Below are 15,336 nucleotides of genomic sequence, written 5' to 3' on the forward strand. Positions count from 1 at the left end.
AAAATGCTATACTGGTCATAAGGAAATAAGTGAGGTGTTTTATGTACGATTTCAAAATCCTAGTGGTTACATGATTCAGACCTATTTGGAGATGAGCAAAGTGATTGCAGTTGTCGGACTTTCTGACCGTGAGGAAACGACTAGCAATCGTATTTCAAAGATCATGCAGGGACTGGGTTATCAGATCATTCCGGTCAATTCTAAGTTAGCGGGTCAAAAGATTTTGGGCGAGACGGCTTATGCGCGTTTGCAGGATATTCCTATTTCCGTGGATATTGTCAATGTTTTTCGGCGAAGCGAATTTTTGCCGGATGTGGCGCGTGATTTTATTGAGACGGATGCCAAGATTTTTTGGGCGCAGCTGGGACTTCAAAGTCAAGAAGCGGAAGAAATTTTGCGGGTGGCAGGTCGCAATCATATCGTCATGAACCGTTGTATCAAGCGCGAGTACAATCGTTTGGTGAAGGAGATTGACTAATGGCGCAACTAGTCATCATTCGGGGTAATTCCGACTCTGGGAAAACCAGCCTAGCTAAAAAATTACAAAATCATTTTGGTCGTGGGATGCTAAAGGAAAAGGTGGAACCAGATAACTTATCTATTTTTCTAACAGAAACGTTTCCACTTGTAGCCTTTCATCAATGATTTACTCTCGCGAATAACTCCAAGCGGCCTTGCATAACGTCTCTCAGTAATCTGATCGTAAAGAACCTACTCTGTTTGAGAATAAGCATAATATTTAGGCAGGTAGATAGATAGTCCAATGATACCGAGGGGAATACTAACAATGATTGCAATGATTGCTACGGTGATCAACCCGTTGTTTAGCAGGTACTCATTATTAAATGCATTAGGGAGCTGCTCAAAAGATTCACTAACTATTCTACCCCAGTGTTCAATTCCTCCATTAGCTACTACGATGTACCACATCAGTACATAGATTAATACCCCGAAGGTGAAAGTCATAATGGACAGCGCCCATATTAGACCCCATAGAAAAAGTAATAATGATTTAACAAGAACTGTTACAAAGATCTTTCCGATCAAATCACTTTGAAAGCCACGAAGAGAATCTTTAAAGCTGACAATTTCTGTTTGCTTGCAGATAAGTTCAATCGTTCGGAAAATAATAGATGCTAGCGCAATAGCAAGAATAAAACTGTTGAAAAAATGATTACTCTAGGTAAACGTGGTGATTTGCATGCACGTCGTCAAGCAGCTGCTTTCGTACGTAATGAAATCGCATCTGAAAACTATGATGAAGCAACTGATAAGTACACTTCTACTACAGCACTTCAAAAATTGTTCTCAGAAATCGCACCTCGTTATGCTGAACGTAACGGTGGATACACTCGTATCCTTAAAACTGAACCACGCCGTGGGGATGCTGCGCCAATGGCGATCATCGAATTAGTATAAAATCATCAATTTTGTTGAGTGTTATGATGATGGAGTCTTGTGCTCTTAGTCTAGCTCTGGTCTACCGCTGGGACTTCGGTCCTGGCGGGAACACTCATCATCATTTGATAGGGTAGACGCTTGTTTACGAAATTGTTTTTTGTTTAAGAACAACTTCGTAAGCAGGCGTTTTTTAGTATTTTCTACGGAAATATGCTATACTAAGGAAAAAGAAAATCAAAAACGTTCAGGTTTTCTAATAATCGTAGAAATGGGGTATAAGGATGAAGGCTATTATTACAGTGGTTGGCAAGGACAAGGCTGGTATTGTAGCGGGAGTGTCTACTAAGATTGCTGAGTTGGGTTTGAATATTGATGATATTTCTCAGACGGTGTTGGACGAATATTTTACCATGATGGCAGTCGTTTCTAGCGACGAAAAGCAGGATTTCACAACTCTTCGAAATGAGTTTGAAAACTTTGGTCAAACACTGAATGTCAAAATCAATATTCAAAGTGCGGCGATTTTTGACGCCATGTACAATATCTAGGAGGTAGCCATGGATATTAGACAAGTTACGGAAACCATTGCCATGATCGAAGAGCAGAACTTCGATATCAGAACCATCACCATGGGGATTTCCCTTTTGGACTGTATTGATCCAGATGTTGAACGTGCTGCTGAAAAGATTTACCAAAAAATTACAACTAAAGCTGCAAATCTAGTGGCTGTAGGTGATGAAATTGCTGCAGAACTAGGGATTCCTATTGTCAATAAACGAGTATCGGTGACTCCGATTTCCTTGATTGGAGCAGCGACTGATGCGACGGACTATGTCGTTTTGGCAAAGGCACTTGATAAGGCTGCCAAGGAGATTGGTGTTGACTTTATTGGTGGTTTTTCGGCCTTGGTACAAAAAGGCTACCAAAAAGGAGATGAAATTCTCATCAATTCTATCCCACGCGCTCTAGCTGAGACAGACAAGGTCTGTTCGTCTGTCAATATCGGATCAACCAAGTCAGGTATCAACATGACTGCGGTTGCAGATATGGGCCGTATCATCAAGGAAACAGCGAACTTATCAGATATGGGAGCTGCCAAATTAGTCGTATTTGCTAACGCTGTTGAGGACAATCCTTTTATGGCGGGGGCCTTCCATGGTGTCGGTGAAGCAGATGTCATCATCAATGTTGGAGTTTCAGGCCCTGGTGTCGTCAAACGTGCCTTGGAGAAAGTTCGTGGTCAGAGTTTTGATGTAGTAGCTGAAACGGTCAAGAAAACAGCCTTTAAAATTACTCGTATTGGTCAGCTAGTTGGTCAAATGGCAAGTGAACGGCTTGGAGTCGACTTTGGAATCGTAGACCTAAGTTTGGCTCCAACTCCTGCAGTTGGCGATTCTGTGGCTCGAGTACTGGAGGAAATGGGTCTAGAAACAGTTGGAACGCATGGGACGACGGCTGCACTCGCTCTTTTGAATGATCAAGTTAAAAAGGGTGGAGTCATGGCTTGTAACCAGGTTGGTGGCTTGTCAGGGGCTTTTATCCCTGTCTCTGAAGACGAGGGTATGATTGCTGCGGTGCAAAATGGCTCTCTGAATTTAGAGAAACTAGAGGCCATGACGGCTATCTGTTCTGTCGGGTTGGATATGATTGCTATTCCAGAAGATACGCCTGCTGAAACTATTGCTGCGATGATTGCGGATGAGGCGGCAATAGGTGTCATTAACATGAAAACAACGGCTGTCCGTATTATTCCAAAGGGCAAAGAAGGCGATATGATTGAGTTCGGTGGTTTGCTAGGAACAGCTCCAGTTATGAAGGTCAACGGTGCTTCGTCTGTTGATTTCATCTCTCGTGGTGGCCAAATCCCAGCTCCAATCCATAGTTTTAAAAATTAATAAAAAAGAGAGAGGATTTAAGTTGTTTTTAAGGATGGATGTGTATACTATAATCATTAAATGAAGACCTCCTAACTTTGTTTAATAGAAATCCTAAACTTTTTCATAATAATCTCCTGCAGAAGCTACCGATATGGGTGGCTTTTCTTTTGGATAATTTACAAATGTTGGCTTTGCTTTTGAAAGCCGAATATTTCTTTGATCCATGATATAATAGAAGAAAATGGAGGATAGAAAATGTCTAAAGTAAGATTGTACTTGGTCCGTCATGGGAAAACGATGTTTAACACCATTGGACGTGCTCAAGGATGGAGTGATACACCTCTGACTGCAGAAGGTGAGTTGGGAATCCATGAACTGGGAATTGGCTTGAGAGAGTCTGGCCTGCAGTTTGACCGCGCTTATTCCAGTGATTCAGGTCGCACTATTCAAACCATGGGAATTATCCTAGATGAACTTGGCCTGCAGGGGAAAATCCCTTACCGCATGGACAAGCGAATCCGTGAGTGGTGCTTTGGTAGTTTTGATGGGGCCTATGATGGGGACCTCTTTATGGGATTGATTCCGAGAATTTTCAATGTAGACCATGTTCATCAGTTGTCCTATGCAGAACTAGCAGAAGGTTTGGTAGAGGTTGATACAGCAGGCTGGGCTGAAGGTTGGGAAAAACTCAGTGGTCGAATCAAGGAAGGCTTTGAAGATATTGCTAAAGAAATGGAAGAACAAGGTGGCGGGAATGCCTTGGTTGTTAGCCACGGGATGACCATTGGTACGATGGTTTATCTCATTAATGGCATGCATCCGCATGGTCTAGATAATGGTAGTGTGACCATTCTAGAATACGAGAACGGTCAGTTTAGCGTAGAAGTTGTTGGTGACCGTAGTTACCGAGAACTAGGGCGTGAGAAGATGGAAGAGACAAATAATCAATAGAAGTTAGCTCCGATTAGGAGCTAATTTTTTCCTGTTAAATAAGTTGGATTTGTGACTCAGTATTTCTTGTTATCCAAGTCTAAAAGAACATTTCTCGTCTTTCAAATTCCCCCAAAAATGGTATAATAGTAACATCATAAAATTGGAGAAATAGCATGAGTTTTTACAATCATAAAGAAATTGAGCCTAAGTGGCAGGGCTACTGGGCAGAACATCATACATTTAAGACAGGAACAGACGCATCAAAACCGAAGTTTTATGCTCTCGATATGTTCCCATATCCATCAGGAGCTGGATTGCACGTAGGACACCCAGAAGGTTATACAGCAACCGATATCCTCAGCCGTTACAAACGTGCGCAAGGATACAACGTCCTTCACCCAATGGGATGGGATGCCTTTGGTTTGCCTGCAGAGCAATACGCTATGGATACGGGGAATGACCCAGCAGAATTTACAGCGGAAAACATTGCCAACTTCAAACGTCAAATCAATGCACTTGGATTCTCTTATGACTGGGATCGTGAAGTCAACACAACAGATCCAAACTACTACAAATGGACTCAGTGGATTTTCACCAAACTTTACGAAAAAGGATTGGCTTATGAAGCCGAAGTACCAGTAAACTGGGTGGAAGAATTGGGAACGGCCATTGCCAACGAAGAGGTCCTTCCTGATGGAACTTCTGAGCGTGGAGGCTATCCAGTTGTCCGCAAACCAATGCGCCAATGGATGCTCAAAATCACGGCCTACGCAGAGCGCTTGCTTAATGACTTAGATGAACTTGATTGGCCAGAGTCTATCAAGGACATGCAACGCAACTGGATTGGTAAGTCAACTGGTGCTAATGTAACTTTCAAAGTGAAAGGGACTGACAAGGAATTTACCGTCTTTACCACTCGTCCTGATACGCTTTTCGGTGCGACTTTCACTGTATTGGCGCCTGAGCATGATTTGGTAGATGCTATCGTCAGTCCAGACCAGGCTGAAGCCGTAGCAGACTACAAACACCAAGCTAGCCTCAAGTCAGACTTGGCTCGTACCGACCTTGCCAAGGAAAAAACAGGGGTTTGGACGGGTGCTTATGCCATCAACCCTGTCAATGGCAAAGAAATTCCAATCTGGATTGCCGACTATGTTCTTGCTAGCTATGGTACAGGCGCGGTAATGGCTGTTCCAGCCCACGACCAACGTGACTGGGAATTTGCCAAACAATTTGATCTTCCAATCGTAGAAGTGCTTGAAGGTGGAAATGTAGAAGAAGCTGCCTATACTGAAGATGGTCTTCATGTCAATTCAGACTTCCTAGATGGCCTTAACAAAGAAGAAGCGATTGCTAAAATTGTAGCTTGGTTGGAAGAAAAAGGTTGTGGTCAAGAGAAGGTTACCTACCGTCTCCGCGACTGGCTCTTTAGTCGTCAACGTTACTGGGGTGAGCCAATCCCAATCATTCATTGGGAAGATGGGACTTCAACAGCTGTTCCAGAAAGTGAATTGCCACTTGTTTTGCCTGTAACCAAGGATATCCGCCCTTCAGGTACTGGGGAAAGCCCATTGGCTAACTTGACCGACTGGCTAGAAGTGACTCGTGAAGATGGTGTCAAAGGTCGTCGTGAAACAAACACTATGCCGCAATGGGCTGGTTCAAGCTGGTACTACCTCCGTTATATTGACCCACACAATACTGAGAAATTGGCTGATGAGGACCTTCTCAAACAATGGTTGCCAGTAGATATCTACGTGGGTGGTGCAGAGCATGCCGTTCTTCACTTGCTTTACGCTCGTTTCTGGCATAAATTCCTCTATGACCTCGGTGTTGTTCCTACGAAAGAGCCATTCCAAAAACTCTTTAACCAAGGAATGATTTTGGGAACAAGCTACCGTGACCACCGTGGGGCTCTTGTGGCAACTGATAAGGTTGAAAAACGTGACGGTTCTTTCTTCCATGTGGAAACAGGAGAAGAGTTGGAGCAAGCACCAGCCAAGATGTCTAAATCTCTCAAGAACGTTGTCAACCCAGACGACGTAGTGGAACAATACGGTGCTGATACCCTTCGTGTCTATGAAATGTTCATGGGACCACTTGATGCTTCAATCGCTTGGTCAGAAGAAGGTTTGGAAGGAAGCCGTAAATTCCTCGACCGTGTTTACCGTTTGATTACAAGTAAAGAAATCGCTGCGGAAAACAATGGTGCTCTTGACAAGGTTTACAATGAAACAGTTAAAGCTGTCACTGAGCAAATCGAATCCATGAAATTCAACACAGCCATTGCCCAACTCATGGTCTTTGTCAACTCGGCTAATAAGGAAGACAAACTCTATGTGGACTATGCTAAAGGCTTTATCCAATTGATTGCCCCATTTGCACCTCACTTGGCAGAAGAACTCTGGCAAACTGTTGCTGCAACAGGTGAGTCTATCTCTTACGTGACTTGGCCGACATGGGACGAAAGCAAATTGGTTGAAGACGAAATCGAAATCGTCGTCCAAATCAAAGGAAAAGTCCGTGCCAAACTCATGGTCGCTAAAGACCTGTCACGTGAAGAATTGCAAGAAATTGCTTTTGCTGACGAAAAAGTCAAAGCAGAAATTGACGGTAAGGAAATCGTGAAGGTGATTGCGGTACCTAACAAACTCGTTAATATCGTCGTTAAATAACGAGTTTATTAGCTCTATCTGCCACCTTCAATAGTCCATTGGACTATTTTGAAGCCAACTAAATTGGTTAATATCGTTGTGAAATAAGATAGGAATCCTTCAGAGTAGAATCTGGAGGATTTTTAAATTTGTGTGACTATTAGTCCGTCTCGCTCCGTAAGGTGCGAGACCAATAAACCACCCGCTATGCGGGTGCGCGTCGAAGGTTATACCAAAAAAACTCCAAACGCGATACAATAAGGTGTTCAAGCCAATTGTAAAGCGAAAGGAGAAAAATATGGCACAAAAGGCACATAGTTTATCACACACAAAGTGGATGTATAAATATCACATTGTGTTCCCCCCTAAGTATAGACGAAAAATCATTTATAATCAATATCGAAGTAGTTTGGGAGAAATATTCCACCGATTATGTAGTTATAAAGGTGTTGAAATTATCGAAGGACACTTAATGCCTGATCATGTACATATGTTAGTAAGTATTCCACCAAGGATAAGTGTTTCAAGTTTCATGGGTTATTTAAAAGGCAAAAGTGCACTCATGATGTTTGACAAACACGCCAATCTCAAGTACAAGTTTGGGAACCGACATTTTTGGGCAGAAGGTTATTATGTAAGTACAGTAGGACTTAATGAAGCCACAATAAAGAAATATATTCAAGAGCAGGAAAAGCATGATATAGCACTAGATAAATTAAGTGTAAAAGAATATGAGGATCCCTTTAGGGATGGTGGTAAGTAGTACCAAGGTCTCTTTAAGAGGCAAGTGACGAGTCAAGAGCAATGAGGCTTGAACAACGTGAAAGCCAGCGTCTTTAGGCGCTGACTGGTGATTTGGGCTTATAGCCCTGGTGCAAACCACCCGTTAGACGGGTGGTTATGATTGGATTATGCTATAATAGTCCCAACTAAGATAAAAACACAGTTCTGGTTGGTAGTCCAGACGTAGGCAAGCCTACCAGTAACCTTCCTCCTTGGTTGTCCATTCTTAGGGATAGATTTAAGGAGGTGCTGTCATGGAAATCGTTTCAATTGGCTTGACAGTTTATTTTGAAGATGGATTTTGGCATGGATTGTTTGAACAAGAGTATGAGGAAACTTATCAAGTTTGTCGAGTGACATTTGGTCAGGAACCAAAAGAGGATGAAATTTTGAAACTTTTACAGACTCAGTTTGTTCGGTTATCTTTTAGTCCAGAGGCAACAATCAAACAGCATGTGAAGATTAAGAATCCGAAGCGTTTGCAGCGAGCTGTAAAGAAACAGGTGAAGCAGAAAGTTTCTTCTAAGTCACAAGAGCTTTTACAGTTGCAGTACGAGGAACGAAAAAAGCATTCAAAACAACAGTCTAGTCTCCAAAAGCAATTGCTCAAGCAAGAGAAATTTGAACGCAAACAGCAAAAACGTAAAGAGAAGCACAAGGGGCACTAGTGATTCTCTTTCATAAAATAGAACAGCTCTTCTTGGATAACAAGAGCTGTTTTTGCTTGTATTGAAGATTTCTTTCCTATTAGATAGACTTATCGTTAATGGCAGTTTCAAATTCAGGACCATACTTGCTTGCTTCAAATTCAATCCTGCCCCATTCAGCATTTTCATTTTACTAGAAGGGAGTGTGTGCCATGATTTCTGATTCATTTTTTATTGTTTGATTTGGTGAGAACAATACTATTGACTCTTGGATTTTTCTGCCGGATGCTATAAAACACCTCTTTTATAGCGCATGTTTAAAAATATAATGTGTGGTTATAAGTGATTTTAAACTTCCTCTAGTGATTCGATAGAAGAAAAACGGTTGCAGTCTGCACCACTGTAACTTAACCCCCATTATTTTACCACTTGTCCTTTCATTTTAACTGCTTATCTCAAAAGTCGATTTTTCTTTCATACTTTTTGTTAAACTAGTGTGGTAAAGAGGAGGGGAAAATATGATTTTACAAGCTAAACATTTGACTAAACGGTACGGTAATCATATGGCTGTCGATGATATTCAGTTAGAGTTTGAAAAAGGAAGTTTCAATGCTATTTTGGGACCCAATGGTGCAGGGAAATCAACCACCATTTCCATGTTAATCGGTTTGAAAAATCCGACACAAGGTCAGATTCGATATGCGCCAAATACGAAAATTGGAGTTGTTTTTCAAGCTAGTGTACTGGATGAGATGTTGACGGTTAGGGAAAATCTCACGATTCGTGCTCAACAGTATAAGGAGATTGCAGCAAGTCGTGTGGATGATTTGATTCATCAACTGGGTTTGACTGCTTTCCAGAAACAACTCTATGGAACTTTGTCAGGTGGGCAAAAACGTCGGGTTGATATTGCGCGTGCTCTTCTTTCGCGACCAGATATTCTTTTCTTGGATGAACCAACGACAGGTCTTGATATTCAGACTCGCAAATCCATCTGGGATCTACTGTATCGACTACAAAAGGATGAAGGGATGACCATTATTTTAACGACTCATTATCTGGATGAAGCAGATGAAGCGGATCAGATCTATATCGTTGATCATGGGAAAGTGATTGCGCAAGGTTCTGCGACTGCTATCAAAAGTCAGTATGCATCTAATATCCTAAAAATTCGTTTTAAGGAAATGAAGGATTTAGAAAAGTTGCTACAGACTGGAATGACAGTAGAGGAAGAAAACGAGTTGGAATATCTTTTTTATCCAAGGACGTCACAGGAAGCCATTGAATATTTGGCAAAAGTTCGAGAAGAAATTGATTCTTTTGAGTTTCGTCCAGGTACTATGGATGATGCCTTTATTGCACTTACAGGAAGAGAGGTTCGCTAATGCTAGCTTTATTGAAACGGAATTTTATCTTATATTTTCGTAATCGTTCGGGAGTATTTTTCTCATTATTGGGGGCATTGATTTCCTTCCTCCTTTATATCATTTTTTTGCAGAAGAACTTGACGGATGCTTGGTCCCAACTCCCTGATAATACGAAACTTTTAAACAACTGGCTGATGGGTGGGACCTTGGCTGTGACTGGGATTACAACCAGTTTTACGGCTCTTACACAAATGGTACAGGATCGTGAAAATCAAGTAGATCAAGATCTCTTCTTGACAGATTTAGGTAGCTGGGGCTTACAGGCGTCCTATCTAATCAGCAGTATTATCATTTCTTTTGTCATGCAGGTGTTTATGTTTGCTGTTATGAGCCTTTATTTTAAAGAAAGTCCAGTTATCAGTCATTTACCGGAAATCGCTTTGATTATGTTATTAAGCAGTCTGATTTCAAGTTTGGTAAATGTTCTCTTGATTTACCGTTTTCAATCTGTAGATAGCCTTGGCAAACTGGCAACTATAGTGGGGACTGCTTCTGGATTTTTAGTAGGAACTTATGTCCCTATTGGAGTATTACCTGATTTTGCACAGATTATCATGAAGTGTACCCCTGCAACTTATATTGCTTCTCTCTATCGACAAGTCTTAATGAAAGAGCCATTAGAGACCACATTTACAGGAAATAGCGGTCTGTTACAGGAATTTCAAGAAAAAATGGGAATCCAAATCAACTGGCAAGAACTATTGACAAAGGAAGAAACATACTTTATAGTGGTTATTATCAGTCTCGTCGCTATTCTTCTTTGGATTTTATTTGTTAAAGTGTTTAGCAAGAGAAAATAAAGATGTATTGGAGAGAAAATGAAGATTCGTTTTGAAATGAAGACAGAGTTTTCAGAAAAAGACCCACACATTTTAATTCAGGCAGCTCAGTTAACCGACCAAGCAAGAGAAGTCATGGAGTATTTAGAACAATTTTCAACGACTAATCAGGTGGTCATTCCTATTCGAACGGATGATCATCTGGTTATGGTGAAAATTGAGGATCTTATTCTAGCAGATATCGATAAAAATTTGTTGACCATTTATACGGTAGACGGGATTTATAAAACTAAGGAAACATTGACAAACTTTCAGAATCGGATTAACCGGCGTAACTTTATACAGATATCACGTCATTCAATTATAAATATTGACCATCTAGAGTCATTATCGGATAGTTTTTCAGGAAACATGATGGCTAAGATGACTCGGGGTATCAAATCTAGTGTGAGTCGGAAATACGTTAAGTCCTTAATGGATTATCTAGGTTTATAGGAGAAAATCATGAAGCGATTGATTGCTTATTTTGTATCGGGAATGCGGACGGCCTCCTTTGTTTATTTGAGTTTGGTGTTATTGGCTCAGTTTTATTCAGGTATTACCTATCCCGCACCAACGACAAAAAATATTCTAGCTTTGTTTTTGATGAGTGGAATTATGGGGGTATTGACCTTAATCCTTGAAAGACTAGAGTTTCTTGCTTATAGTATGCGTGTAGGAGTTCATTTGTTAGCGACAGCTACTATTTTAGTATTGACCTACTTATTTTTTGGCTGGGGTTCAGCATTGTTGAGTCCCTTGCTTTGGTTCTTTTTCTTGTTAATTTATGGACTGATATGGTTGTACCAGATCTGGCAAACTCACAAGCTCACTCAACGAATTAATCAAGCCTTAGAAGATAAAAGAAAGAAAACGAATCACTAATGTAGTGTTGAGGATGAGGTTTGGGGAGAGTGCTAGTTTCCATATAGAGCAAATTATGATATAGTATTTTCAGCGTAAAACAAGGAGAAAACAATGCCAGTAAACGAATATGGTCAGATAATTGGTGAGTCAATGGAAGGTTATACACCAGGTGAATTGCCTTCCATTGATTTCTTAGAAGGACGCTACGCTCGGATAGAGGCTCTTTCGGTGGAAAAGCATGAAGAGGATTTGCTAGCTGTTTATGGACCCGATACTCCTCGGGAGATGTGGACCTACCTCTTTCAGGAGCCAGTGGCAGATATGGAGGAACTGGTTACCGTCTTAAATCAGATGTTGGCTCGTAAGGACCGTTTTTACTATGCGATTATAGACAAGGCAACTGGTAAGGCTTTGGGAACTTTTTCTCTCATGCGCATTGACCAGAATAACCGAGTAATAGAAGTGGGAGCTGTCACTTTTTCTCCAGAACTCAGGGGAACACGTATAGGGACAGAGGCTCAATATCTCCTAGCTCGCTATGTTTTTGAAGAGCTTAACTATCGTCGCTATGAGTGGAAATGCGATGCTCTAAATCTGCCATCAAGACGAGCTGCGGAACGTTTGGGCTTTATCTATGAAGGAACCTTCCGCCAGGCAGTTGTTTATAAGGGGCGCACGAGGGATACGGATTGGCTCGCTATGATTGATAAGGACTGGCCTCAAGTTAAAGCTCGTTTGGAAACATGGTTGGCTCCTGAAAATTTTGATAAAAATGGACGGCAGTACAAGAGCTTGAGAGAGTTCTAAGAGGTGATGACATGATTAGCGTGAGAAAGCAAGAAGTTGTCAAGTTAGAAGATGTTTTGCATCTCTATCAGGCAGTTGGATGGACAAATTATACACATCAACCCCAAATGTTGGAGAAGGCCTTGTCTCACTCATTAGCGATTTATTTGGCACGTGATGGAGATGCCGTGGTTGGCTTGGTCCGTTTGGTCGGAGATGGTTTTTCATCTATTTTTGTCCATGATTTGATCGTTTTGCCTAGCTATCAGCGCCAAGGGATTGGTAGCGACTTGATGAAAGAGGCTTTAGGTGATTATAAAGATGCCTATCAAGTCCAACTGGTGACAGACCAAACAGATAAAAACTTGGGATTTTATCGTTCCTTGGGCTTTGAAACCCTATCTACTTATGATTGCACAGGAATGATTTGGGTGGATCGAAAAAGATAAAAAATTATTTTTTATTAAGTAAAGTTTAAGTCTCCTCGTGTATTATATAGTTATTAGATAAAGACCTCCTAATACTTTTCGAAAATCTCATCAACCTTCGTTAGAGTCGACTTAGCTAACCATAGTTATGCTTGCGTCTATCTGCCTAGTCTGATTTCGATTTTCATTGAGTACCCTTTATTTAATGAAATCCCAAACTTTTCTTTTTCATCATAATCTCCTAAAGAAGTCACCCAATCAGGTGGCTTTTTTATGGCTTGGAGAGGAAAATTCCATTCGAAAAAAATTTTTAAAAAAATGATAAATCAGAGAAAAAATTAAGTTAGCTTTAAGATTCATCTTGTATTATATAATCATTAAATAAAGACCTCCTAACTTTATTTAATGAAATCCTAAACTTTTCTTTTTCATAATAATCTCCCTAAAGAAGCCACCCAATCAGGTGGCTTTTTTGTTTGAAAAAACTCCTTAGAAAAGACTAAGGAGAAAGAATCATGTTTTCTTTTTAAGTTGTTGATTTCGATACTGTCTAGGTGTTAAGTGATAGTGCTGCTTAAATTGACGGTTGAAGTTTGAAAGGTTGGTGAAACCGACCTGGCTTGCAATTTCTTGAATGCTGAGGTTGGTTTGGACGAGTTTCTCACAGGATTTTTCAAGACGTAACTGGAGCAGGTAGTCCATACAACTGGCTCCAGTATGTTGCTTAAAAATACTCATAAAGTGATTTTTACTATATCCAAATGTTGCAGCTAGTTGTTCGATATGAATGGGTTCTGCATAGTGCTGTTCAAGGTAGCAAATCACTTCTTTTAGTTTTTGGTATTTTTGGTAGGTATCATCTGTATAGTGTCGATTGACATATCGATACTTAAAGAGAAGATGAAGCAATTCGTATAGTTTAGACTTTATGAGTAGATCGTAGTATATGCCTCTTTCTTCAAGGATAGAAAAGAGGGAAAGAAGGCAGGATTGAATTTGATCATAAGCTTTATCGCCTGATGATATTCGAGGAGTGAGGCAAAAGTGGCCAGAGTGGAGGGGTTGAATATAGCGTTGGCTAAAACTGTCAATTTGACTTCTACCAAGATAATCTAGATGAATCCGAAAGCTGGTAGAAAATAGTTCTTGATCTTTGTGAGAATAGATAGCATGGAGAGAGGTCGGTTGGATAAGAAAAATATCTCCTTCACGACTTTCAAAGCGTTCTGAGTTGATATGAACGATGGCAGAACCCTTTGTAACGTAAATAATCTCTAGTTCAGGATGACAATGATAGATTGTGTCAGGTGACTTTTTGGATAAGATTTGTTTTTCAAAATCATATGGGAAGTCAGATGGGCTATCTCGTAAGAAACGTGAACGGTCTGCCATGGTAAATCCTCCCAATATACTATTACTACTTTTATTATACCAAAAAAACTTCCTTATCTAGGAAGTTTTCTGGCTTTAAGCTTTCTTTTTCATATAAAAAATAGTAAGTACAAGACCAATAAAGGCCAAAGTGATAGCTACATAAAATGCTATACTATAATTTCCATTATTAGCCATTGCCATTTGAACAGCGACTCTGGGAGCGAAAAATGCTGCTAAAGAATATCCAGTGAAGACGATACCGTAGTTGACCCCTTGATTTGCAGGACCGTAATTTTCCATGACGATAGATGGGAAGACCCCCATAACACCACCAAAGCAGATACCAAGCCCTATAATCCCTAAGGTAAACCCGAATTGACCAGGGACGATAGTTAGGGAGAATAAAGCTAGGACAATGACAGAATAGATAATCAATAGGGTCTTTGAACGGCCAATTTTATCAGAAAGTGATCCCCAGATAAAACGACCACTAGAGTTTGCGATTGAATAAAGAGAGACATAGAGAGCTGCAGTGCCTGCAGAGAGTCCAAACATTGATTGACCGATTGGTGATGCTTGAGAGGCAATCATCAAACCAGAAAAGGCGCCAACAAAGAACATGCTAATGATAATGTAAAACAGAGGACTTTGTAGCATTTGTTTCCAGTTTTTATTAGTAGGTCCTTGCTTAGTTTGTACTGGAGCTTTCCAGCCTGCTGGTTGGTAGCCGCTTGGAGCTGCCTTGATAAAGAAAATTGCACAGATGATAACAAGAATATAGACTAGCCCAATTGTCCGAAAGGCAAAGAAGGCATCTTGTTGTTGAATGAGACTGCTTGCGACTGGAGAAGCAATGACTGCAGCAAAACCCATGCCGCCTGTCAGAATTCCAGAGGCCAAGCCACGTTTATCAGGGAAGAGGCGAAGTGAATTGGAGAGGGCACCCGAATAGGCAAAACCTTGACCAAGCCCGGCCATTAATCCATAGGTCAAATAAAGCATGGCTGGTGAATTGGCATAGCCGGTTAAGTAAAATCCGCTAGCAAATAGGAGAGCGCCGAGGGCGATGGTCCATTTTACATAACCTTTGTCAACTAAATAACCTCCAAGAATCATGGGGATAGGGCCGATTGCAGAGTTGATAGCAAATGCTAACATAATATCAGACATGGACCAGCCTGTTGAACTGCTAAGTGGTCCGGCAAAAACAGAAAAGGAATAGACGGCACCTGTGCAAAGAAGAATGGCTGTAGACGCGACTAAAATCCTCCAACGATTGAATGTCTCTTTCATAAAAACATCCTCCTTAAATGTATATTTTTTCACCAAGACTATATCATA

General features: G+C 40.8%; 15 protein-coding genes and 2 pseudogenes. 15 read left to right on the top strand and 2 right to left on the bottom strand.

Annotated elements, in window-relative coordinates; all coding sequences use genetic code 11:
• Positions 1-70 precede the first annotated feature (70 nt).
• The 15 genes and pseudogenes from HMPREF9188_RS01805 (at position 71) to HMPREF9188_RS01880 (ending at position 12,642) form a co-directional block, all read left to right on the top strand.
• Complete coding sequence (locus HMPREF9188_RS01805; protein ID WP_029746018.1) at positions 71-478, top strand: CoA-binding protein; 408 nt, start codon at positions 71-73, stop codon at positions 476-478.
• A pseudogene (locus HMPREF9188_RS01810) lies at positions 478-618 on the top strand (toxin); the annotation flags it as partial. The gene HMPREF9188_RS01805 and the pseudogene HMPREF9188_RS01810, both read left to right, overlap by 1 nt.
• 537 nt (positions 619-1,155) lie before the next feature.
• Positions 1,156-1,419 (top strand): annotated as a pseudogene (gene rplQ / locus HMPREF9188_RS01820) (50S ribosomal protein L17); the annotation flags it as partial.
• A gap of 263 nt (positions 1,420-1,682) precedes the next feature.
• On the top strand, positions 1,683-1,949 hold the full coding sequence (locus tag HMPREF9188_RS01825) for an ACT domain-containing protein (protein WP_009729700.1): 267 nt from the start codon (positions 1,683-1,685) through the stop codon (positions 1,947-1,949).
• 9 nt (positions 1,950-1,958) lie between these two features.
• A complete protein-coding gene (locus HMPREF9188_RS01830) occupies positions 1,959-3,296 on the top strand; it encodes a PFL family protein (protein ID WP_009729701.1) in 1,338 nt (445 codons plus the stop codon).
• A gap of 237 nt (positions 3,297-3,533) precedes the next feature.
• A complete protein-coding gene (locus HMPREF9188_RS01835; protein WP_009729702.1) occupies positions 3,534-4,229 on the top strand; it encodes a histidine phosphatase family protein in 696 nt (231 codons plus the stop codon).
• 155 nt (positions 4,230-4,384) lie between these two features.
• Entirely contained in the window at positions 4,385-6,886 is a 2,502-nt protein-coding gene (leuS, locus tag HMPREF9188_RS01840; RefSeq protein ID WP_009729703.1) for a leucine--tRNA ligase, read from the top strand.
• A gap of 277 nt (positions 6,887-7,163) precedes the next feature.
• Positions 7,164-7,628 (top strand): IS200/IS605 family transposase, encoded by a 465-nt coding sequence (gene tnpA, locus HMPREF9188_RS01845; protein WP_009729704.1) that lies wholly within the window; start codon positions 7,164-7,166, stop codon positions 7,626-7,628.
• Positions 7,629-7,902: 274 nt separating this feature from the next.
• The gene (locus HMPREF9188_RS01850; protein WP_009729705.1) at positions 7,903-8,316 is read left to right on the top strand and encodes a YjdF family protein; all 414 of its coding nucleotides are present in this window, start codon (positions 7,903-7,905) and stop codon (positions 8,314-8,316) included.
• Between the two features lie 497 nt (positions 8,317-8,813).
• Positions 8,814-9,680 (top strand): ABC transporter ATP-binding protein, encoded by an 867-nt coding sequence (locus HMPREF9188_RS01855; protein WP_009729706.1) that lies wholly within the window; start codon positions 8,814-8,816, stop codon positions 9,678-9,680.
• Positions 9,680-10,522: an ABC transporter permease gene (locus HMPREF9188_RS01860; RefSeq protein WP_009729707.1), complete on the top strand. Its 843-nt coding sequence runs from the start codon at positions 9,680-9,682 to the stop codon at positions 10,520-10,522. Before HMPREF9188_RS01855 ends, HMPREF9188_RS01860 begins: the two co-directional genes overlap by 1 nt.
• Positions 10,523-10,540: 18 nt before the next feature.
• A complete protein-coding gene (locus HMPREF9188_RS01865) occupies positions 10,541-10,996 on the top strand; it encodes a LytTR family DNA-binding domain-containing protein (protein ID WP_009729708.1) in 456 nt (151 codons plus the stop codon).
• A 9-nt stretch (positions 10,997-11,005) separates the two neighbouring features.
• A complete protein-coding gene (locus tag HMPREF9188_RS01870; protein WP_000825486.1) occupies positions 11,006-11,425 on the top strand; it encodes a DUF3021 domain-containing protein in 420 nt (139 codons plus the stop codon).
• A 93-nt stretch (positions 11,426-11,518) separates the two neighbouring features.
• On the top strand, positions 11,519-12,214 hold the full coding sequence (locus HMPREF9188_RS01875; RefSeq protein WP_009729709.1) for a GNAT family N-acetyltransferase: 696 nt from the start codon (positions 11,519-11,521) through the stop codon (positions 12,212-12,214).
• An 11-nt stretch (positions 12,215-12,225) separates the two neighbouring features.
• Complete coding sequence (locus HMPREF9188_RS01880) at positions 12,226-12,642, top strand: GNAT family N-acetyltransferase (RefSeq protein ID WP_000626619.1); 417 nt, start codon at positions 12,226-12,228, stop codon at positions 12,640-12,642.
• Between the two features lie 492 nt (positions 12,643-13,134).
• On the opposite strand, the gene HMPREF9188_RS01885 is transcribed toward HMPREF9188_RS01880, so the two are convergent.
• Together HMPREF9188_RS01885 and HMPREF9188_RS01890 are read right to left on the bottom strand one after the other, a co-directional pair.
• On the bottom strand, positions 13,135-14,013 hold the full coding sequence (locus HMPREF9188_RS01885) for an AraC family transcriptional regulator (protein WP_009729710.1): 879 nt from the start codon (positions 14,011-14,013) through the stop codon (positions 13,135-13,137).
• Between the two features lie 75 nt (positions 14,014-14,088).
• Positions 14,089-15,288: an L-lactate MFS transporter gene (locus tag HMPREF9188_RS01890; RefSeq protein WP_009729711.1), complete on the bottom strand. Its 1,200-nt coding sequence runs from the start codon at positions 15,286-15,288 to the stop codon at positions 14,089-14,091.
• Positions 15,289-15,336 lie beyond the last annotated feature (48 nt).

Source organism: Streptococcus sp. F0441, from assembly GCF_000314775.2.
Classification (GTDB): Bacteria; Bacillota; Bacilli; order Lactobacillales; family Streptococcaceae; genus Streptococcus.